This is a genomic window from Serratia sp. MYb239 (assembly GCF_002966855.1).
Lineage (GTDB): Bacteria > Pseudomonadota > Gammaproteobacteria > Enterobacterales > Enterobacteriaceae > Serratia_B > Serratia_B rhizosphaerae.
The window spans coordinates 3,073,686-3,091,599 of the sequence record NZ_CP023268.1 but is presented as its reverse complement, the minus strand read 5'-3'; the positions used below and the strand labels follow the sequence as shown (position 1 = coordinate 3,091,599).

Sequence of the window (17,914 nt, the reverse complement as noted above, 5' to 3'; positions counted from 1 at the left end):
GTCGTTTGTGGCAACCTTTTGGCTGCCGCATAGATGTGTGCGGTAGGTCGGTGCGTAAATCCGCCGACGATTAACTAAAAAAGAGGAACGTTGCGTGACAGGGATTATCTCAATACTGACGTGTTTACTGGCGTTGGTGACTATTGCGCCGATTTCAACGCATCCGGCCTGGTGGGTCCGCGTATGGGATTTCCCCCGTTTGCAGATACTGGCGCTGGCGTTATTGACGCTGTTGCTGAATGTGACGCTGCTGCCCTGGTCATCGCCGTGGGTTTGGGGCCTGGCGGTAGTCAATCTGGCCTGTGTGATTTATCAGGCGCGCTGGATTTATCCTTATACGCCGCTGAGCAAGCCGCAGGTGCTGGATTTTACCGGTTATGAGAAAAAGCCGCGCGTGCGCATACTGGTCGCCAATGTGCTGACGCCGAACCGCCATGCGGAAAAGCTGCTGGCGCTGGCGGCGTCAGAGCGGCCGGACGTGCTGGTGGCGGTGGAAACCGACGGCTGGTGGGAGCAACAGCTGGCGCCGCTGGAACAGGATTATCCCTATACGCTGAAATGCCCGCAGGACAACCTGTACGGCATGCACGTCTATTCGCGCCTGCCGCTTGTCGACGCAGAGATTCAGTATCTGGTGGATAAGGAGATTCCGTCGATGCATATGCTGGTACAACTGGATAACGGGCCGCAGGTGCGCTTGCACTGCGTACACCCGATGCCGCCCAGCCCGACGGAGAATGATGAATCGGAAGACCGCGATGCAGAACTGGTGCTGGTGGGAAAAAGCGTGGTCGATGCCAAAACGCCGGTGATCGTCACCGGCGATCTGAACGATGTCGCCTGGTCCACCACCACGCGGTTATTCCTGAAAATCAGCGGGCTGCTTGATCCGCGCCGCGGTCGCGGCATGTACAGCACCTTCCATGCCGGCTATCCGTTTTTACGCTGGCCGCTGGACCACGTTTTTCACAGCGATGATTTTGTGCTGGGCAGCCTGCGCCGCCTGCCCTCGATTGGCTCTGACCACTTCCCGATCATGGCCGAACTGGTGTACTCGCCGAAGAAGGGCGCACAGCAAGAGAGCCTGCAGCGGGAGAGCGAGGATGAGGCGCTGGCTCAGGAGAAACTGGCCAGCACCGACGCCACGCCGGCGGACGTCCACGCCCCCGGCGCCTGATGCCTTGCCCCACCGCAGGGCGGGGCAAGGATTATAGGGTGAGCATAATCTTGCCGATGTGCGCGCTGGATTCCATCAGCCGGTGCGCTTCGTCCGCCTGCGCCAGCGGGAAGGTCTGAAAGATTTGCGGTTTGATGGCGCCGCGCTCCAGCAGCGGCCAGACTTTTTGCTGCAGGTCGGCGGCGATTTGAGCTTTATCCTGCACGCTGCGCGCGCGTAAGGTGGAGCCGGTATGCGTCAGGCGCTTCAGCAGCAGCGGCATCAGGTTGAGCTCTTTCACCACGCCGTTTTGGGTGCCGATTTGCACAATGCGCCCCTCCATCGCCGCCGCCTGATAGTTTTTCGCCAGGTACTCTCCGGCGATCAGATCGACAATCACGTTGGCGCCCTTACCGTTGGTCGCTTTCATCGTCTGTTCGACGAAGTCTTCCGTGCGGTAGTTGATCGCCACATCGGCGCCGAGCGCCAGGCTGGCCGCCCGTTTTTCTTCTGAACCGACGGTGGTGATCACATGGGCGCAAAACGCCTTGGCCAGCAGGGTGGCGACCGTGCCGATCCCGGAAGTGCCGCCGTGGATCAGAACAGTTTCACCGGCCTGCAGGTGGCCGCGCTGAAAGACGTTCACCCAGACGGTGAAGAAGGTCTCCGGAATGGCAGCGGCTTCAGCCATGCTGAAGCCTTTGGGAACCGGCAGCGCATTGCTTTCATGCACCTTGCAGTATTCGGCATAGCCGCCGCCGGCGATCAGGGCGCAGACGCTGTCGCCGAGCGCATAGTGCTGGACGCCCTCGCCGACGGCGACCACTTCCCCGGCGATTTCCAATCCCGGGATATCGGATGCGCCCGGCGGCGGCGCATAGTGTCCACGCCGCTGCAGCACATCCGGGCGGTTAACCCCTGCGGCGGCAACCTTCACCAGTATTTCGCCCTGCGCCAGCACAGGCAGCGGGCGCTGGGCGGGCTGCAGCATTTCCGGGCCGCCGGCGGCGGTAATCTCAATAACGCGCATCTGCTCGGGCAGGTGTGTGACGGTCATGCGGTTCTCCTTATTGAATGGGGTGACGCTACTCTCTCAGTGTAGATAAGCGTTACGTTACATCATGATAAGAATGTTACCGCAAGCCGGCGCGGTGGATGTAGAAGAAAGGGAGATGGACGCCAGAGGCGAGGAAAGCGCCGCCGGAAGGCGGCGTAGGATTAATCATTGGGAGGAATGCGGAATCCTTTCAATGAAACAACGAAGTGTTCTTTTCCCTTGGTGATTTTGGCGCCGCGATCGCACCATAAACTGGCGAGCTGAAAGAAATCATCGCTGCCGATATCGTACGCCAGCTCAATTTTTTTCGCCGTGCCGGAGCGGATTAACGTTTCCGCCTGCTGATGGTTAACTGCTTTTATTGTAGCCATAGACGATCCCTGGAATAAACCGATAAGGATAGGGCGCTCACTATAATATGGCTTTATTGTGACGACGGTGTGACGGTAATGTTACCGTCGGCGGGGGGGGCAAACCGGGGCGTTTCCCCGGTTATTCATCGATTAACGGTCGTTTGGACGCACCAAACTGCTTTTTTTAACGTTTTTGAAGTGTTTATACATCGCAAAGCCTGCGACGCCAGCCAAACCGGCCAAGAGTAGTAAGTATTCAGTCGCCATAACGTGACCTCGGTAAAGTGCCCTGGAAGGGGCATATTTGTGACGGAAGTCACTCTGAACAGCAATGAGAAGATTCCTGAAGCGCGGGGCCGGGATACGGGGATAAAAAAAGCGCCTATAGGGAGGCGCATAAAATTTACAACACAGCTTGTAGTGTCCATCACCAGGAGGAGTGGTGAACTTATTATTATTTTATGGCCTTGCCCGGTGAGACGATATAGGGATAACTCCGAAAGCAGTCGTCGGCAATATATCTGTAAAAATAACGAACAGTGCGCTAAAAACGCGCATAAGGCGTGAAATCTGAACAAATGATGTTCTTTGGCGTCGTCAATGACGAAAAGAGTTGCTATTAAATGCCCATCGTGCGTTAATGCAGTTGGCCTGTGGTACAGACCTATTTATGCACGACATTTTGAGTAAAGTAGTTCAATTTTAGAGCGTTATCCCTGATAGCCTTCTTTGACGAATTTCCTTTCCGGTGCCTCCATAAGTAACTGATAACCGGCTATTAAACGCTGCCGATGGCGGCTAACATATTTTATTAAAGGAAATCGACATGTCCAACATGATCAAAGGTCAAGTGAAGTGGTTCAACGAGTCTAAAGGTTTTGGTTTCATCACTCCTGCAGACGGCAGCAAAGACGTGTTCGTACACTTCTCTGCAATCCAGGGTAACGGCTTCAAAACTCTGGCTGAAGGCCAGGACGTTCAGTTCTCTATCGAGAACGGCGCTAAAGGTCCATCTGCGGCTAACGTTACCGCTATCTAATCGGCATCCACGCTGATTAACTAAAAACCCGCCAAGGCGGGTTTTTTTGTGTCTGGTGGAAAAGATTTTTTGTTGGATGAAGAGCACTTCTCTAGTGGCGCTTCGCATAACCAATCGATCGCCTGCAGGCCAGGCCTGTAAACCAGGGAAGGCGAATCCAACCCCTGTTTCACCGTGGTTACTCGGTATACTCACTGCGATAAATTTCGACACTCACTAAATTTAATTCCGTTGATTGATAAAAAGATACGACATCTTTGCTGTGTGGAGAGCGCCAGCATTCAGCTTCTGTCTGGCATTGCTTCTGTGGTTCATAACCTTCAGAAGTCAGGTAGTCGCGAATCTTGCTGGTATCGGTTGTGCCGTTGAACTGTATACCGAATACAAACGCCTGCGGGCCACTGATATTGCTATAATTAAACTCATAATCTTTTGAAATTTTTGGTATTTTTTTTAGCAGGTCCGGTGTGTAATATTCATACTCCCGCGTATCTTGTTCGGTATAGTGGGCGCTGCTGGCAAATTCCATCTTCACGTATGGCAAGACCGCTGTCAGTACCATACCGGCGGCTAATATTACGCCCATCGCTACAGCTACACTTTTTCTCACAGACCACTCCTGTTGTTGTCGGCACCTAAAACTATAAAGGTTTTATCATGCTGGGGAAGCATCACGTTCCCAGACTGAAAATCGCTATAAGGAACGACCGTACGCATAAACGAGGGAAGAACGCTTTTATACGGTTTAGCGTTAGGGAATTTTTCTGGATCGGGGAACAGGAGGGGCAGAAACGTCTTGTTTTTCCAATTGCCGATTTTGCCATAATGATCCCAGCGCCTTAGGGCTTTTGCTTTACTGACTGGACGTAACAGGTGGAAAGGGTTATGGACAGATACTACGCGATAAAACCCTAACAGGTCAGAGACCAGATCTTCACCACTGAATCCGCTGTCGGTCACCAGATTATTAGGAAATGAGCTTTGGAACGACTCAAATCTTAATGCCATCGACATCATCATCGCCAGAGCGATGCTTTTCTGTTCATAATCGTGGCGGCCATGTTTGACCTGCCACGTCATTACCTTCCCTGAGCGAACAAGGCCCCATCGTGATGTCATGCCCTGAGAATACGTGACATCGTAAAACTCTTTTCCCGATGCTTCTCCTTGCGCAATTTTATTCAGGAGATAACGAATATCTGTACCTTGTGCATGTCCAAGATCCACCCATCCAAGTACTTCCGTATAAACTAAGCCTCTATTTTGGAAAGGGGCTTGCGAACCATCAATGATGTCTGACCTTTTGCTCATCCTTGGCATCCTTTTATTCCATTGTACGTTCAATGTAACCGGATGGAATGGTGCTTATCAATTCCCTCACATCTCAATTTTATACGACGACATCACAATTTTTTGACTGCACCGTAGCAACATATCTGCTGCCTGTATATCTGCACCAGTATGTATCCGTTGCGCTACGATAATCATTTAAGGTGTTGTAGAACTATTTGTTTTTATTATGATTAATGTGGGCGTTGCCGGGTTTGAAAATGAGATTTGCCGATGAAAAAAAGCCCGCCGGTGCCGGCGGGCAAAAGTTCCTTGTTAATTCTTTGTGTTTAAATTAATTAATTGATTTTTATGTATTTATTTATTTTATGATCCACATATTGACCACATTCTTTAGACTATCGCTCCCCCCGACCCCATCCAATGGCCAGGCTGACCAAAAAGCCCATGAGGAAGATCCCAACCGCAGCGCCTATTGACTGCCACCATTCATCAAACCAGAACAGTGCAACAAACGCGGCTATCGAAAATAGGCCCAAGACAACCGACTCGACTAAATCAGCGGTTTGGCGTCCCACGAATTTGACGAATTTAGCGAGAAAGGATTTTATCGAGTTCATTATCAACACCTGCGCAAAACTGCTGTGATGGGCTGCTTATGTAAATTAGGTATGGTTCGAGGAAGTCCTCGACAAGAAAATAGGCCATATCAAGGTTCATTCCCCGCACTTTGTAATAGAGCCACGGATATTTCACTTGCATCCTACGTGATGCTAGAGCGGATTGCTCGATCATCCCTTGGAACATGACAATGTTCAGTGACACCGTGGTGCTGTATGAGATGAACCGCTTGTAAACCATCCCGTAGCTGGCCTTGCGGATAAGGGTTGATGCTATTTTATTGGCGACGTAAAACTGTGCTAGGCTGCGCCCAACTAACTTCCCCTCAACGCGGTTTAGTTTTCCGTTGACCGCTTTTTTGCCGTTATCATTCAGCTTGGTGTAAAACTCAGTGATGACAATCATCACCAGTTTTCTGATCGGCTCTTCTTTGTTAACTGCAGAACGAATCAGGGCGATAAATCGCTCTGTTTCTTTGCTGTTCCGTGCTTTAAGGTCACTACCAGCAGCGCCAGAACCTTCCCATGTACGGCGGACACTATACCCAAATGTTACTGGTATAGATGCAATCCCTTCAACGATCCCCTGCGCAACTTGCTTTGCGTCCATATGTCTTCCTTAAGTTAAATCAATCTAATTCAATCTAATTCAATCTAAGCGAAGGATAACCGGTGGCGATGGCGCATATCAATTCTTGTTGTTTCAGCTTCGTGATGCGTGGCGCAAAGATCCATCCCGTTGCACTTTTGCAAAACTTCCGGCGCTGCCCAGAACACCACAGAAGCCGCGCCAGCACTGGCCTCAAGGCGCTGTCTGCTCATTGCCGCAAAGGGGCGATTCTTGCCGCAGATCCTCACGGAAAGCAAAACAGATCCTTTCATATCATCAAGTTAACATTTTTTCCGGGCCTCGCTCACTCGGTTGTTTTTGCAAACCGTTGAAAAACATTGCAATCGTTGCAACGGCCTATCTTTCGCAGAAGCCCAGCCACGGCGCGGGCTGAGGATGGCAATTGCGGAAAAGATCCTTTGCAAAAATTTTATGACGCAAACCGTGCAGGCGGGTGCGGTGTAGCGCGGTTTCCGTGGCGTGATGGCTCCGTGCTGTGCCTGTTCCGCGCGCCCTGAGCGGCGTGGTGCTGCGTTCGTTGATTCGGCGTTGCCGGGTGGTGAAATGCGTCAGCGCCCCGCATAGAGGCGCTGAGGTCGTTTGGTGGGGTGGTGGTTTCTGACGGTGGTCGGTGCTAGCCGATCAGCGGCCCGTATTTGCCTTTCAGGGTGGCCGCGGTGGTTGATGCGTGCACTATCTCGCCGGCGTTGGTCGGGGTGCCGGTGTTGCTGTGCGTGTGGTTGGCGGTGCTCTGCGCCAGCGCGTCGATCAGGTCAAGCGTGTCGGTCAGCAGGTTCAGGATGTTTACGGCGCCATTGCCGATCGACGTGGTGGCCGCCTGCAGCTGCAGAGCGGCGGATACGCTTTGACGTACGCCGGCAATCCGTTCTGTCAGTGCTCCGCCAATGTCCACCGTTTTGCCCTGGGCGATTTTCTCATCAGCGGCGCGGGCGGCCGTCTTCAGGTTGGCCCCGGTGCCGACGGTGTAATCGCCGCGGGCGATGTGCGTCACTGCGCCCGCGGTGGTGCGCGCGGTGCCCATGACGGTTTTGCTGTCGTCAGCCTGGACGGTGATGTCGCGGTCAATCAGCCGGCGGGTTTCTTTGTCGGCTTCGACGCTGCGCGACGCGGAAATCTCTTTGATCTCCTGGTCGGTTTCCCGATGCCAGTCACCTGGCGCGGTCACTCGCTGGAACACGCCGGCGCGCTGCTGCTGCAGCTGCTCACCCGGTTTGATTTCCGGCAGGCTGCTGTTTGTCGGCAGTACCTGGCGGATGAACGGCTTATCCTGCCGGCCATCCTGAAACGCCAGCTCAACCAGAGTGCCCGGCGGTGGATACTGCATGAACCCGCATTCGTCCCCGCCCATTGTCACCGGTAGCTGTACTGCAGGATAGGCCGGCGTTCCCTTGCTGGCGTCGCCGTTCTCGTCAAGCAGCTGCACGCCAACGGCATATTTTGGCCGGAACGGGTCGGCAATGTCGCCCAGCGCTGCCGGCTCGGCGTAGTTTTCCACCCGTGCCAGCTTTGGCAGGTGTAGGCCGGCGGCAATCTCCGGGTTTAGCTGCTCAAGCTGGCGCTGAAACGGCGGCTTGGCCGGCGTGTTGCCGATGCTGGATCCTGCCTGCCAGGTGATGGTCATGTCGCCGTCTTTCACGGCAACGCGGGTAATGCGCCGGTTGTTCATCAGCACGCCCGGCCGTACCGACGGGATAAGCGGAAGTGTTGCCGAGTTGCCGCCGCCGGTCGCGTCCGCGTATTCAGCCGGCAGCTCAATCGGCAGATTGGCAAACCTGGAATGTCGCCAGTCTCCCAGCCAGACGCTGCCATCAGGCAGCTGCTGCCAGATGTAATCCGGTATGCCAAAGGCTCGCCCCAGTGAGTTCAGCAACTGCCAGCCCGTACCGCTATGAACAAAATGCGGGATCGGGCGATCGACATAGTCCGCAGCTGGTAACACAAATTGCACGCCACTGCCTGCGGTCAGCTCCTGCGTTACCTGGCGCAGTGTCGGATGCTGCAGGGATAGCGGCCAGCGTTTTTCAAAGATGCCGGTCATTTCGCGGACGAATAGGCGGCGGAATCCATTCCCCGTTTGCTGGTCGCGCTCAACATAGCCGGTAAACCAGCGAAACACGCCTGTGTTATACCCGATATCAAGACGAACAATCGCGCCGGTGGTTTCCGCATCGGTTTTTGCCGTGATAAATCCACGGCCGGTATCGTTCAGGTCGATCACCACCTCATAGGCTGAGACTTCCACCTCGTCAGGCCCGATTTTCAGCGTAATTATGGGTTTCATAGCGCCCCCAATTTGTCGTCAACTTTTTTCAGGATTTTTTCAAACCCGGTCAGCTCTTTTTCCTGCTCCGGTTGGTCGTTATTCGCGGCGGTGGTGGTGCCGGTTGCGCCCTGGGTTTTGGTATTGCCTGCCGGGGCGCTGGCGGCTTTACGCCCTTTGGATTTCTCGGCGGTGCTGATCTGCTCTGTCAGCGTAAAACTGACCTTCCATGCTAATTTGTCGTCTTGCTCGATGGCCTCAATGTTGCCAGTGAACATCCCCATGCGCATGTTGATGGCCTGCGCTACGGGGCAGGCAATCCGGTAGCGCTTCCCTGCGCCGCCGCTGCCTTTGGCTTCTGCCAGGGCAAAGATGCGCGACAGCAGCGCCTTGTTCTTGAAATCGACCAGGCCGGAGACGTTCAGCTCTTTGGCCTTGATGCCGTTCTCTGATTGGGTGGTGCTCGATGACTGCCCGGATTTGTCCTTGGTTTCAATCGTCATTTTCGGCGACACTCTGATCGCCTTCAGCGGTATGGCTTCGCCATCCAGCGCCAGCATAATGATTGTCATGGCGTTACCATCCTCAGCAGCTCGCTGACGTCGCCGGCGAACAGCGCGCCAAGCGTGAAAATGGCATCCTGTTCGGGGATGCCGTTCATCATGTTGTTTGCGATGCCGGCGGGGTGGCCGGCATCAGAGAACATCCAGGCATTAACCCGTACGCCTTTCAGTTTTTCCAGCGCGGCGCTGGCCGCTTCTTGGGCTTCTTTCGCCGCTGCGTCCAGGGCGCTGAGCGCATTGGTGATATCGTCAAATGACAGCCCGGCCCCCGTAGCCAGCGCTGCCTCATTGATGCGCTGTGCATTCAGCGCGGCGCGCGTGGTGCTGAGCGACAGTGGCGCGGCAGCCGGCAGACCGACAGACTGGACACCCGGCAACTGCATTTTTGTGACAGCCAGCTCAGCGGCGGCTGTAGCCTTACGCACCGTCTTCTGCAGGTCTGGCAGCGGTAGCAGGGCAGCGAAGTCGCTCATTTTTTCCAGGAAGCTGCCCGACTGGGTGCCGGTTATGAGAAAGGCGACCACGCCCGGCGCGCCGCCGGCATTGCGTAACTTGCCGGCCAAGTGTTTGATGGCATTCTCCGGGCTGAGGTAATTCCCCGACGGTGTCACCTGTCCGGCCCCGTACGTCCACGGGTTGACCGTAAGCAGTGAGCAGTTGATCGCCGCCATATTGTCAGGAAACGCCAGGGTTACGCGTTGCCACATTATGGGATCTCCGGCCAAGTAATATCACTGGCTTCGGTGTCGATACGTGACACCAACACGCGGTATTCTCGCCACTGGGCCAATTGGGCTGTTTCTTTCTGCGTAGCCATACCCAGATCAACGGCGTCGGCCAATACCTGAATACGGCTGGTTGCCTGGTTCATGAGTTTATTTTTCAACTCGGCGGTTTGGCGGATGTTCGCACCTTCGGCTTTCTTCACGGTGCCATTGCTATAAACCCAGTCACCTGAGATATCACAACCCGGCGGCAGTTCGTCGATATCAACAACGGTTAATCCGTCAGGGAATAGCGCCGAAACGTCCTGGGTGATGCAGTGAATAACGCCAGTGCGGGGATTGATCGCCAGCGTATAGACTTTCTTGAATTTATCCTGTGAGGCGTACCAATCACGCCCTTTATCATCTTGCAGGTATAACGCCAATGGGCCAAATTCCGGTGATTCTGGTGTGTAGCGGGTAAAGTTGTTCATGCGCATCTTTTATACTCCCATTGTGATCCAGTTGCCGCCAATCAGGTATTGCAATGGTGCGGCATAGCCATAGCCATCTGATGCGCCGAAGTCGCCCAGGCCGGTAACCACGTAACCGGCTGGCGCGAGCACATCGCCATCATGTCCACCAAAGCGAACATTAGCCCCCAGGCGCAGCTGTTGGGCAAAACGTCCCTCTGCCCAGTCTCTGATTTTTTGGTCTTCAGTTGCAGCATAGTTTTGCGCGTTGCTCTGTGCGTTTGCTGCCTGCTGCTCTGCGTAGGTTTTTGCTGATGACTCTGCGCTGGCGGCCTTTTGGTCTGCATATGCTTTGGCCTCATTCTCTGCGTCCTTGGCGCGGTTTTGTGCATAGTCTTCCGTGCAAAAACTCCCCAGCTTGCTCAAGATGCCGCCCGACTGTGTATCGAACTCCCAAACGCATTCCGCGCCGCCATCGCCCGCCGCGTGTATGATTGGGTGCGCGTGAACATCTTCTCCGGGCAGCAGATAACCAAAACTAACCGCAGTCGGCCACCCTTTTTCTTTGCGGGTTCCTTTGCCCTTTACCAGTGGCACATAGTGGCCGCCGGATGTCGGATCCCACTCAAACCAGTCCTGATAAAATTGCGCCTTACTCTCCAGCTGGTTGTCATAGGGGCCGCTACCGACCGGCGTGATGCCAGTTGTCGTACCATAATAATCAGCCGCGATTGTGCTTTTTAGCGTGAGTGGGCCGGTCATCGTGTCGCCGGCTTTTTTAACATAGCGGTCGTCGATAGCGCCGGTGCGGCGTAAATCGGTGACGCTGCCGTCTTCGTTGATGCGCGCCAGCTGCGTGACGTAGTGTGTGAACCCTTGCGCGTCGGTGTAGTTCTGCAGTTCGTCGGCCACGGTGAACGTGACGGCTGCTTCCCAGCGGCTGGTTACCTGGCCTTGCAGGCTGACATCAGCCCAGACAAGTGTCGGTGCGCTGCCAATGTCGATCGACACATTGGCCGGCAATTCGGCGCGTACTCCGCCGACATAACCGACGCCGGCCGCGGCTTGGTATGCCCCGTTGCTGTGGGTGACCAGGAACGCGTCGCCAAAGAATGCCCCGACACCGTAAACATCGATATTTGCCAGGCGCTGGCGTTCGTCAATACCACTCAGGCGAGCAGAAAAATCGATTTGCCAGGTCTGGGCGGTGACGTTGATCTGTGTGGTGCCGGCAGCGCCGTCGAATTCCATTGCCAGGGTACGCGTTAGGGTGTTGCCCTGGGCTTGGCCGCTGGTCGCGATTTTTCGCTGGGTTCGGGTGTGGACAATCATGCATAGCGTGCCACTGTCCTGGTCGAGCAGCCCGATCCAGTTGTAATTAAAATCCCCGACGGTGGTGTCCAGCACAACCGAGAACACCACGGCGTTACCGTTCAGCATGCCGTACTGCATCACCGGGGCCGTGTGAACGATATTGGCCTGTGCCGGCATTGGCTCGTCTCGGCTGATTTCCGTTTCCGGATCCTGATCGGGGATATAGGCAAAAACAAAGGTGTCAGGGCGTGCCGGCAATTTTTGCGCGGTCTGGCTTGCGGCCCATTGTTCGTATTTTCTTGTGATGATGGCTGACATTGCGGCCCCTTTTTTGTCACTGCAGCACGGTCGGTAACGTCTATGGCCAGCACAGACAGATCCGGCCGTGCCACCTGGTTAAACTGTCAAAATCTCGCCGCTTTCGGTCATGATGTAAGCGCGACTTTCGGTAATGATGGCGGCATCAACACCGACGCGGCCGACAAACAGCTGATGATCGTTGTCGAACTCGCCGGCACGGGTGCCGATGTTTGCCACGTTCAGGACTTCAAAGCGGTATCGCCGACAGGTGCGGCCGTATTTCCTGATGATTTCATTCATCAGCGTGGCATTGGCCGCCAGCTGGTTATCGTTGACGCGAATAATGATCACGTCCCAGTCAATGCCGGGCTGACGCTCCAGCTGCTGCACCTCGCCAATTTTTAACCGGTCGAAAATGCGGGCGAATCCGATCAGGCTCCCGCTGTCCTGGGCATTTGCAAAGGCATGCTTCACGCGTAAGCGGTAGAGCCACAGCGGTTCATTTTCGAAACGCTCTATATCGCGCTGGTACGCCAGCAGGTTCAGGATCTGAACCGTGCAGGTTTCCGGGTCGGTTTGCTGCAGCGGGAATGAAATCCACTCGTTGACCTTCACCCAGAACTCGGCGCAGGCGGCGGCCAGCTTTTTGACTTCGCCCTTACTCATCCAGCTGGGCAGGGTAATAACAGGTTTATCCATTGGTCAGCACCACGTTCAGAGACGCCAGGCGCGGTATGGATAGGCCGCTGATGATGTCGTCCTGTGAGAAGCGAACAGATTCCAGCGCCGAAAACGCCAGGTGCATTTCTTCGCCCAGGCGCGAGAAGCTAAACCGGCTATGCGGCCAGGTCTTGGTCACGTCGAACGTGGCATTTTCGCGGAACGCGCAGCGGACAAAGTTCTCAATGTCTTTTTGCAAGTCGGCCCGTTCGCCTTCTGTCAGGTTGAGCGTCGCGTATATGTAGGCGGTGACGGTCAAGTCGTGGTGCGTCTCCGGCATGGCAAAACAGCGCATGTCATCACCGTGGCCGTGATAGCCCTGCACCATAATGTGATCGTTGACGGCATCGATAAACGCATCCGCGGGTACGCCGGTATCCAGCAGCAGGTAAGCATTCGCCGTGCCAGGGCCGCGCGGTGCGTCGTGCTGAAAATAAACGCGGTCGGTACTGAGGCCGGCAACTGCGGCGATCATGCTGCGGTAAACGGCATCAATGTGATACGAGCCGACGAGGTTGTATTGATTTTTGCAGCGGTCGCGCAGCTCGTCGTCAGATTCCTGATCGGAGCCGGGCGCTGTTAACCAGTTCTCCAGGTTCTCGACGTGGCTGATGCCGGGGATCTCTGTCGGCAGAATACGGAAATACCCCGGAGCCAGGTTGTACGCGGTGCCGGCGGCTTCAGCCTTAACGGCGATAGCCTGGCTGGCCGTTCCTGCGGAAATAACCACTTCAGCAACCGTCATTACCCGGTAAATTTTGTCGTCAATGCGTTCAGTCTGGATCACGGTGCCGGCGGGGATAGTGACCAGCAATGTCGAATCAGACTTGAAAAAGGTTATTGCGCCCAGGGTAAAGGTGGCGTCTTTGCGCGTCAGGTTCACCGCCCAGGCGAATAAGTCCAGGTAGGTGCCGGCAGCGGTCGCCAGATACATGTTCGCCATGATGGTATTAACTAGGATGTCTTTCAGCCAGATCACCGGTTTGGTCACAATGGCGGTAATGAGCCGCCAGAATGGTGACATCGGTGATGTGTTGGTGATCAGGCCTTCTTCGTCAACCACCTTCTGAAACTCGGCTTTGACCTCGACTTCAGTCGTTGGCATGCCGCCGGCGCGCAGGGCATCTTCAAAATCTACACTGGGTTTGTTTGTCATAGTTCTACCTCGGTGCCCAGTGGGCCAAAGTCGTAAGTGTCAGCGTTAACCAGCAGGCGGCCGCTGGTTTCTTCGGTGATCTGGACGGTGGCCGGGATGATGCGGACATCATCTTCAACCAGCATAGAGATTTGCATCATGATGTCTGCGCGCAGGGTGGGGCTGCGCTCGGCAAGCAGCTGCGTCGCGAAGCCGCTTTCCATGATGGCGTGTTTGATGTCCTGGGCGATGCTGGCGCGGTTAGCACATAGTGCCGGCTCGTTGCCAGCGTTCAGTGTGAAATCGCGATCGGTGATCAGTAAGTCGATATACAGCGGTGTGTCAGCCATAACCGTAAAGCTCCATGTTTTCCTGCAGCGCCTGCGGGGTCAGTGGCTGCATCACGTTGTAGTTGATCTGCCCGATGGTCTGACTTTTCGCGTTGTTGTTGCTTGTAGCCTGCGATACCTGACCGATGATCCCGCCGCGTCCGGTTGATTGCGGCTGACCGCCGGTAAGAAGCGGCTGACCACCGGTTAGCCCGCCGGGGCTTAGTGCTTCCGGAAGGACACTTTTCATCTCGATGTCGATGCCGGGGATCATGTTGAGTTTTTCAACTATCCAGTTGTAGGTTTTGGCAAAGTTATTTTTCAGGTAGCCCCATAGCCCGCTGAAGGCGTCACCAATCGTGCCGGCAAAGTCTTTGAATGCTTGCACAGGTGACAGACCGCTGAAGAAATTGACCACCATTTGCCAGCCCAATTTGAGCGAGGCCCAGGCATTCGCGAACGCATCTGCGACTGACCCGGCAACGTCCATCACCCAGGCAAAGGCGGCGGTATTCATGATGGCGGCTTTCAATTCGTCCCAGTGGTCAATCAGCATCCAGATGCCATAGGCCAGCAATGCGATAAGCCCCACAATCAGCAGGATCGGCCAGGACATAAAGTTCACCGCCAGACCTGTCAGGAAGAACGCCAGACGCAGGGCCAGCAGCACAGGGCGGAATAACTTCAGAACGATCAGGAACCCCATCCACAGGAATTTACCCACCCCCATAGCGATATTGGCTAATGCGGACACCGCAACCAGTGAGGTTAAGGCGATAGCAACATAGCCAATCCAGCGGGCGATATTTTTAAACCTTTCCAGCCATTCAACGACCTGCGTACCCATGTCCGCCATGCGTTTTACCAGCGGGTTGATGACCGGCAGCAACGCGCCACCCACAGCAATGCGCATGCCGTTCCACACCTGCAGCAGCCTGTCGAATTGGTTCGTCATATCGGCCGCCATCTTCTTGGCGTTGTCCATGCCGTTGATTTTGCCGATCTGGTCGATATTGTTTTTCAGGCCGTCAACGTTCTGCGCCAGCAGCTTGATCAGGGATACCGCTTCATCAGAACCAAAGGCCTTTTTAATCATGTCCGAATCGGCCACTTTCTTGATGTCGCCGTATTTCTTCTGGATCAGGCTCATGATATCGACGATGCCTTTCATCGAGCCGTCTTGATTGACGAATGACAGGCCGAGGGTTTTCTGGGCGTTACCGACACCCTGCAGGAAGGCTTTATATTTTGTCCCCGCCTCGCTGCCGCTCATCGTCGCCTGCAGCTGGCCGAGGATGGCAAACTGCTCAGACATACCGATCCCGGCAGCGGTGGCATTGGCACCGATGGAGGTGAACGCGTCAGACATCTGCTTACCGTCGGACTTGAAAACCTTCACCGCTTCGGCCGTTTGGCCGGTCATGACTTCCACCCACTTGGAACGGCCCATCGCGTCGGCAGTCTTTTGAAACACGCCGTACATGGTGCCGATATAGTCGGTGATGGTGTTCGCGTCCGCGCGGGTGCCTTTTGCCAGGATGGATCCGGCGGTGGTGAAGGTGCGCAGCTCTTTATCAGACAGGCCATCGATAGCGCCGGCAATGGATGCGGCCGACGCGACGAACCCGGCCGCAGACTCGCCGTATTGCATGCTGAACATGACGGCGGTCTTGCTGAGGTTTTTTAGGGCCGTATCGGCAACGCCAATCGATTTTACCTCAGCGAGCGCGCGCTGCATTTCGTCAGCAGGGCCAAGGATCCCCATGATGGATTGTGCTACGCCCCATAGCGTGACACCGCCAGCAGCCACCTGACCGAAAGCGGTACGTGATTTGGCGGCGAAGTTGTTCAGCTCTCCGCCGGCCATTTTTAGAGGGCGGGTAAATTTGTCGACCAGCGACAACATAACCTCAAGCTGTTTCATCATCCGCCCTTAAATGCTCGGCCAATGCCGTTATTAACGGCAATAGCCATGTTGTGCCAATACCGGTTATCTAGCCAGATAGCGCGGGCGAGTGATTCCTGATCGTCAGGCTCGCCCGGCAGGTAATGCCGGCGCAGTGCCAACAACTGTTCCAGGTTGTTGTCGTCAATGGCCTGCGCGCGGCGGGCTAGTTTTTTACTTCAATCTCCAGATCTGGCGAGTAAATCTCGTTCACCTTGCCCGCCAGTTTCACCGCCGCACCCGGCAGCGCGATGATATCTTCCAGTGCGGCTTTGCTGTCCGCACTGATGATTCGGCGCAGGAAGTTCACCGCGGGGGCGACCTTGTTATCCAGGCTCATCTCGTTGATGAACTTATTAAACGCGGTGACGTTCGGCTCAAAGACCAGATCAATGCCGTTTACGGTCAGTTCAATCGTGTGTTTGTCGCTCATTTTGTTGCCCTTTCTCTTTGTTCGATTTCATCAGCCAACTGGTTATGCCTGGCTGCGCACGGTGGGTAAATTTTTCGGTACTCTTCCAGCGCGGCGGTCAGCGCCGCACCGGTGTTACTGTTTAGCCTGGGTAGCGTTGTCGGGCAGCGCGTCAACAGGTTCGCCTGATAGGGCACGTTCGGCGCGGCCGGAGGCGGCGTTGAACAGCCGGACATAATCATCAGTAGCGCACACATTACTGAATACCGGCTTAACCACTTCTGTTCGGATGACCCGCTCTGTGTGCGTTTCATTGGCGCTCAACTCCGCTAACTTGCTTTCCAGTAAGCGGGCCGACTCGCCCGCCATCTGTTCGGTATACCGTCGGGATTTCTCCGCGCCGGCGCTTGCCGCTCTCTCGATAACCAGTTGCTGGCTGTCCTGGTGCCATCCGGCAACCAGCCAGCCACCGCCGAACGCGGCAAGCAACGCGGCCAGCAAGAAGGGCGGCGGCAGGTTCATCAGCGAACGCCCTCATGTTCCAGGCTGAAATGATTGCCGTCCGGCCGGCTTTTGAAACGGCCGCCCCAGCTGCCGCCCAGGCTTTCCCAATACTCGCCCAGCGGCAAATACGCGGCGCTGTTGGTCTGATACTGGCCGTTAATAAACAGGTTCAGGTCAACGGCCAGGCGCTTGGTGTGCAAGCTGTTGCTGATGCCACTGCCTTTTTTGGCGTTGAGCGCTGCCTGTTCCGGCGTGCGGTAGGCTTCACCGAACGTCAGGCGCATGCCTTTCTCGTCAGCCCATAAAATCAGCTGCGCAATCAGCTTGGTGAACAGCTGCTGTTTTTCACTGAGCGTCATTGTTTTCACCTTTCATCCACTTGCTGCCGCGCCGGCGCAGCCAGCCCTCGACAAATTGATAGCCCAGGATCCCCAGCGCACAGCCAATACCGTTAATCGCGGTGTTGGGCAGGTCGGGGAACTGAATAAGTGCCGCGCCGGCAATCATTGACACAGCCGACCCCAGGATCACGCGCCCGGCAACCAGGCGCGGCGTGATGGGGTCATTGCTGACCAGCATTTTCGCCAGGGCGATGACTGCGCCGATCAGCAGTAGCGTCAGCATGTTCTTTTCGTGCTCTTGCATCCGTGTTACCCCAGCAGATCGCGCGTGTCTTCTTCGGACAGGTACGGAATACCGTTGATGTGTACGAAGTTTGGCGACGTGACGATGTACTTGATTTTGTGTTTCGCCTTGTCTGCGCTGGTCGGGTCGATGTTCAGCAAGTCAGAGATCGAAATCTTGCAGCCGAACGCCTCGACTTTCATTTCCTCGTTGCCGGCCTTGGCATAGAAGAGAAAGTCCTGGGGGGGAATCGCGCGCCAGCTGCCGGCACTGCGCGCGGCGTCCTGGGCGGCAATCAGGTTTTTGCTGTCCAGCTCGATCTCGCCGTCCGCTTCGACGTCGCCGTCGGTGTAGCCGTCCGGCACGCCGCGGGTTTTTGTTACCGCGGTGTTGTCGGTGATGTTCAGCGAGATACTTTCGGCATGGATCGAGGTTCCGCCCATGTCGAAATCAAAGCTCATGCCTGAAATGCGTTTACTCATTGT

Annotated in this window: 22 protein-coding genes; 3 read left to right on the top strand and 19 right to left on the bottom strand. The window is 55.4% G+C overall.

Features of this window, described 5'->3' with window-relative positions; translation table 11 throughout:
* Nucleotides 1–94: 94 nt before the first annotated feature.
* The gene (locus CLM71_RS14955; RefSeq protein WP_105231724.1) at nt 95–1,177 is read left to right on the top strand and encodes an endonuclease/exonuclease/phosphatase family protein; all 1,083 of its coding nucleotides are present in this window, start codon (nt 95–97) and stop codon (nt 1,175–1,177) included.
* A 31-nt stretch (nt 1,178–1,208) separates the two neighbouring features.
* Here the strand turns inward: CLM71_RS14955 and CLM71_RS14950 are convergent, their stop codons facing one another.
* Together CLM71_RS14950 and CLM71_RS14945 are read right to left on the bottom strand one after the other, a co-directional pair.
* Nucleotides 1,209–2,213, bottom strand: coding sequence for an NAD(P)H-quinone oxidoreductase (locus CLM71_RS14950; protein WP_105231723.1), 1,005 nt, complete (start codon nt 2,211–2,213; stop codon nt 1,209–1,211).
* A 161-nt stretch (nt 2,214–2,374) separates the two neighbouring features.
* Entirely contained in the window at nt 2,375–2,584 is a 210-nt protein-coding gene (locus CLM71_RS14945) for a hypothetical protein (RefSeq protein ID WP_105231722.1), read from the bottom strand.
* Between the two features lie 808 nt (nt 2,585–3,392).
* Between CLM71_RS14945 and cspE the strand changes: the two genes are divergently transcribed.
* Nucleotides 3,393–3,605, top strand: a complete 213-nt coding sequence (cspE, locus tag CLM71_RS14940) for a transcription antiterminator/RNA stability regulator CspE (RefSeq protein WP_015672942.1) — start codon at nt 3,393–3,395, stop codon at nt 3,603–3,605.
* A gap of 178 nt (nt 3,606–3,783) precedes the next feature.
* On the opposite strand, the gene CLM71_RS14935 is transcribed toward cspE, so the two are convergent.
* The 3 genes from CLM71_RS14935 to CLM71_RS14920 form a co-directional block, all read right to left on the bottom strand.
* Entirely contained in the window at nt 3,784–4,215 is a 432-nt protein-coding gene (locus CLM71_RS14935) for a hypothetical protein (protein ID WP_105231721.1), read from the bottom strand.
* The gene (locus tag CLM71_RS14930; RefSeq protein ID WP_105231720.1) at nt 4,212–4,916 is read right to left on the bottom strand and encodes a hypothetical protein; all 705 of its coding nucleotides are present in this window, start codon (nt 4,914–4,916) and stop codon (nt 4,212–4,214) included. The genes CLM71_RS14935 and CLM71_RS14930 overlap by 4 nt, the downstream gene beginning before the upstream one ends.
* A 570-nt stretch (nt 4,917–5,486) precedes the next feature.
* On the bottom strand, nt 5,487–6,125 hold the full coding sequence (locus CLM71_RS14920; protein WP_105231718.1) for a hypothetical protein: 639 nt from the start codon (nt 6,123–6,125) through the stop codon (nt 5,487–5,489).
* A 68-nt stretch (nt 6,126–6,193) separates the two neighbouring features.
* Here CLM71_RS14920 and CLM71_RS24005 point away from each other — a divergent pair, with 68 nt between their 5' ends.
* The gene (locus CLM71_RS24005) at nt 6,194–6,457 is read left to right on the top strand and encodes a hypothetical protein (protein WP_158684822.1); all 264 of its coding nucleotides are present in this window, start codon (nt 6,194–6,196) and stop codon (nt 6,455–6,457) included.
* Between the two features lie 302 nt (nt 6,458–6,759).
* On the opposite strand, the gene CLM71_RS14915 is transcribed toward CLM71_RS24005, so the two are convergent.
* The 14 genes from CLM71_RS14915 to CLM71_RS14845 all read right to left on the bottom strand — a co-directional run bounded on the left by CLM71_RS14915 (nt 6,760) and on the right by CLM71_RS14845 (nt 17,911).
* A complete protein-coding gene (locus tag CLM71_RS14915) occupies nt 6,760–8,427 on the bottom strand; it encodes a hypothetical protein (RefSeq protein ID WP_105231717.1) in 1,668 nt (555 codons plus the stop codon).
* On the bottom strand, nt 8,424–8,978 hold the full coding sequence (locus CLM71_RS14910) for a hypothetical protein (protein ID WP_105231716.1): 555 nt from the start codon (nt 8,976–8,978) through the stop codon (nt 8,424–8,426). The genes CLM71_RS14915 and CLM71_RS14910 overlap by 4 nt, the downstream gene beginning before the upstream one ends.
* Nucleotides 8,975–9,676, bottom strand: coding sequence for a hypothetical protein (locus CLM71_RS14905; protein WP_105231715.1), 702 nt, complete (start codon nt 9,674–9,676; stop codon nt 8,975–8,977). Before CLM71_RS14905 ends, CLM71_RS14910 begins: the two co-directional genes overlap by 4 nt.
* Nucleotides 9,676–10,173 (bottom strand): tail fiber assembly protein, encoded by a 498-nt coding sequence (locus tag CLM71_RS14900; RefSeq protein ID WP_105231714.1) that lies wholly within the window; start codon nt 10,171–10,173, stop codon nt 9,676–9,678. The genes CLM71_RS14905 and CLM71_RS14900 overlap by 1 nt, the downstream gene beginning before the upstream one ends.
* 3 nt (nt 10,174–10,176) lie before the next feature.
* Nucleotides 10,177–11,778, bottom strand: coding sequence for a phage tail protein (locus tag CLM71_RS14895; protein WP_105231713.1), 1,602 nt, complete (start codon nt 11,776–11,778; stop codon nt 10,177–10,179).
* A 78-nt stretch (nt 11,779–11,856) separates the two neighbouring features.
* On the bottom strand, nt 11,857–12,459 hold the full coding sequence (locus tag CLM71_RS14890) for a phage tail protein (protein WP_105231712.1): 603 nt from the start codon (nt 12,457–12,459) through the stop codon (nt 11,857–11,859).
* Entirely contained in the window at nt 12,452–13,636 is a 1,185-nt protein-coding gene (locus tag CLM71_RS14885) for a baseplate J/gp47 family protein (protein WP_105231711.1), read from the bottom strand. Before CLM71_RS14885 ends, CLM71_RS14890 begins: the two co-directional genes overlap by 8 nt.
* Nucleotides 13,633–13,965 carry a DUF2590 family protein gene (locus CLM71_RS14880; protein WP_105231710.1) on the bottom strand — a complete coding sequence of 111 codons (333 nt, stop codon included), beginning with the start codon at nt 13,963–13,965 and terminating at the stop codon, nt 13,633–13,635. Before CLM71_RS14880 ends, CLM71_RS14885 begins: the two co-directional genes overlap by 4 nt.
* Complete coding sequence (locus CLM71_RS14875) at nt 13,958–15,871, bottom strand: phage tail tape measure protein (protein ID WP_105231709.1); 1,914 nt, start codon at nt 15,869–15,871, stop codon at nt 13,958–13,960. Before CLM71_RS14875 ends, CLM71_RS14880 begins: the two co-directional genes overlap by 8 nt.
* Nucleotides 15,872–16,055: 184 nt before the next feature.
* A complete protein-coding gene (locus tag CLM71_RS14870; protein WP_105231708.1) occupies nt 16,056–16,322 on the bottom strand; it encodes a putative phage tail assembly chaperone in 267 nt (88 codons plus the stop codon).
* A 114-nt stretch (nt 16,323–16,436) separates the two neighbouring features.
* A complete protein-coding gene (locus CLM71_RS14860; protein WP_105231706.1) occupies nt 16,437–16,823 on the bottom strand; it encodes a hypothetical protein in 387 nt (128 codons plus the stop codon).
* Nucleotides 16,823–17,164, bottom strand: coding sequence for a M15 family metallopeptidase (locus CLM71_RS14855; RefSeq protein ID WP_105231705.1), 342 nt, complete (start codon nt 17,162–17,164; stop codon nt 16,823–16,825). The genes CLM71_RS14860 and CLM71_RS14855 overlap by 1 nt, the downstream gene beginning before the upstream one ends.
* A complete protein-coding gene (locus tag CLM71_RS14850) occupies nt 17,151–17,450 on the bottom strand; it encodes a phage holin family protein (protein WP_105231704.1) in 300 nt (99 codons plus the stop codon). The genes CLM71_RS14855 and CLM71_RS14850 overlap by 14 nt, the downstream gene beginning before the upstream one ends.
* A gap of 5 nt (nt 17,451–17,455) precedes the next feature.
* A complete protein-coding gene (locus CLM71_RS14845) occupies nt 17,456–17,911 on the bottom strand; it encodes a phage protein (RefSeq protein ID WP_105231703.1) in 456 nt (151 codons plus the stop codon).
* Nucleotides 17,912–17,914: the final 3 nt, after the last annotated feature.

Coding starts and splice junctions, on each gene's coding strand:
- CLM71_RS14950 (WP_105231723.1), bottom strand. CDS start 2,213: ATGACCGTCACACACCTGCCCGAGCAGATGCGCGTTATTGAGATTACC.
- CLM71_RS14945 (WP_105231722.1), bottom strand. CDS start 2,584: ATGGCTACAATAAAAGCAGTTAACCATCAGCAGGCGGAAACGTTAATC.
- cspE (WP_015672942.1), top strand. CDS start 3,393: ATGTCCAACATGATCAAAGGTCAAGTGAAGTGGTTCAACGAGTCTAAA.
- CLM71_RS14930 (WP_105231720.1), bottom strand. CDS start 4,916: ATGAGCAAAAGGTCAGACATCATTGATGGTTCGCAAGCCCCTTTCCAA.
- CLM71_RS14920 (WP_105231718.1), bottom strand. CDS start 6,125: ATGGACGCAAAGCAAGTTGCGCAGGGGATCGTTGAAGGGATTGCATCT.
- CLM71_RS24005 (WP_158684822.1), top strand. CDS start 6,194: ATGGCGCATATCAATTCTTGTTGTTTCAGCTTCGTGATGCGTGGCGCA.
- CLM71_RS14915 (WP_105231717.1), bottom strand. CDS start 8,427: ATGAAACCCATAATTACGCTGAAAATCGGGCCTGACGAGGTGGAAGTC.
- CLM71_RS14910 (WP_105231716.1), bottom strand. CDS start 8,978: ATGACAATCATTATGCTGGCGCTGGATGGCGAAGCCATACCGCTGAAG.
- CLM71_RS14905 (WP_105231715.1), bottom strand. CDS start 9,676: ATGTGGCAACGCGTAACCCTGGCGTTTCCTGACAATATGGCGGCGATC.
- CLM71_RS14900 (WP_105231714.1), bottom strand. CDS start 10,173: ATGCGCATGAACAACTTTACCCGCTACACACCAGAATCACCGGAATTT.
- CLM71_RS14895 (WP_105231713.1), bottom strand. CDS start 11,778: ATGTCAGCCATCATCACAAGAAAATACGAACAATGGGCCGCAAGCCAG.
- CLM71_RS14890 (WP_105231712.1), bottom strand. CDS start 12,459: ATGGATAAACCTGTTATTACCCTGCCCAGCTGGATGAGTAAGGGCGAA.
- CLM71_RS14885 (WP_105231711.1), bottom strand. CDS start 13,636: ATGACAAACAAACCCAGTGTAGATTTTGAAGATGCCCTGCGCGCCGGC.
- CLM71_RS14880 (WP_105231710.1), bottom strand. CDS start 13,965: ATGGCTGACACACCGCTGTATATCGACTTACTGATCACCGATCGCGAT.
- CLM71_RS14875 (WP_105231709.1), bottom strand. CDS start 15,871: ATGATGAAACAGCTTGAGGTTATGTTGTCGCTGGTCGACAAATTTACC.
- CLM71_RS14870 (WP_105231708.1), bottom strand. CDS start 16,322: ATGAGCGACAAACACACGATTGAACTGACCGTAAACGGCATTGATCTG.
- CLM71_RS14860 (WP_105231706.1), bottom strand. CDS start 16,823: ATGAACCTGCCGCCGCCCTTCTTGCTGGCCGCGTTGCTTGCCGCGTTC.
- CLM71_RS14855 (WP_105231705.1), bottom strand. CDS start 17,164: ATGACGCTCAGTGAAAAACAGCAGCTGTTCACCAAGCTGATTGCGCAG.
- CLM71_RS14850 (WP_105231704.1), bottom strand. CDS start 17,450: ATGCAAGAGCACGAAAAGAACATGCTGACGCTACTGCTGATCGGCGCA.
- CLM71_RS14845 (WP_105231703.1), bottom strand. CDS start 17,911: ATGAGTAAACGCATTTCAGGCATGAGCTTTGATTTCGACATGGGCGGA.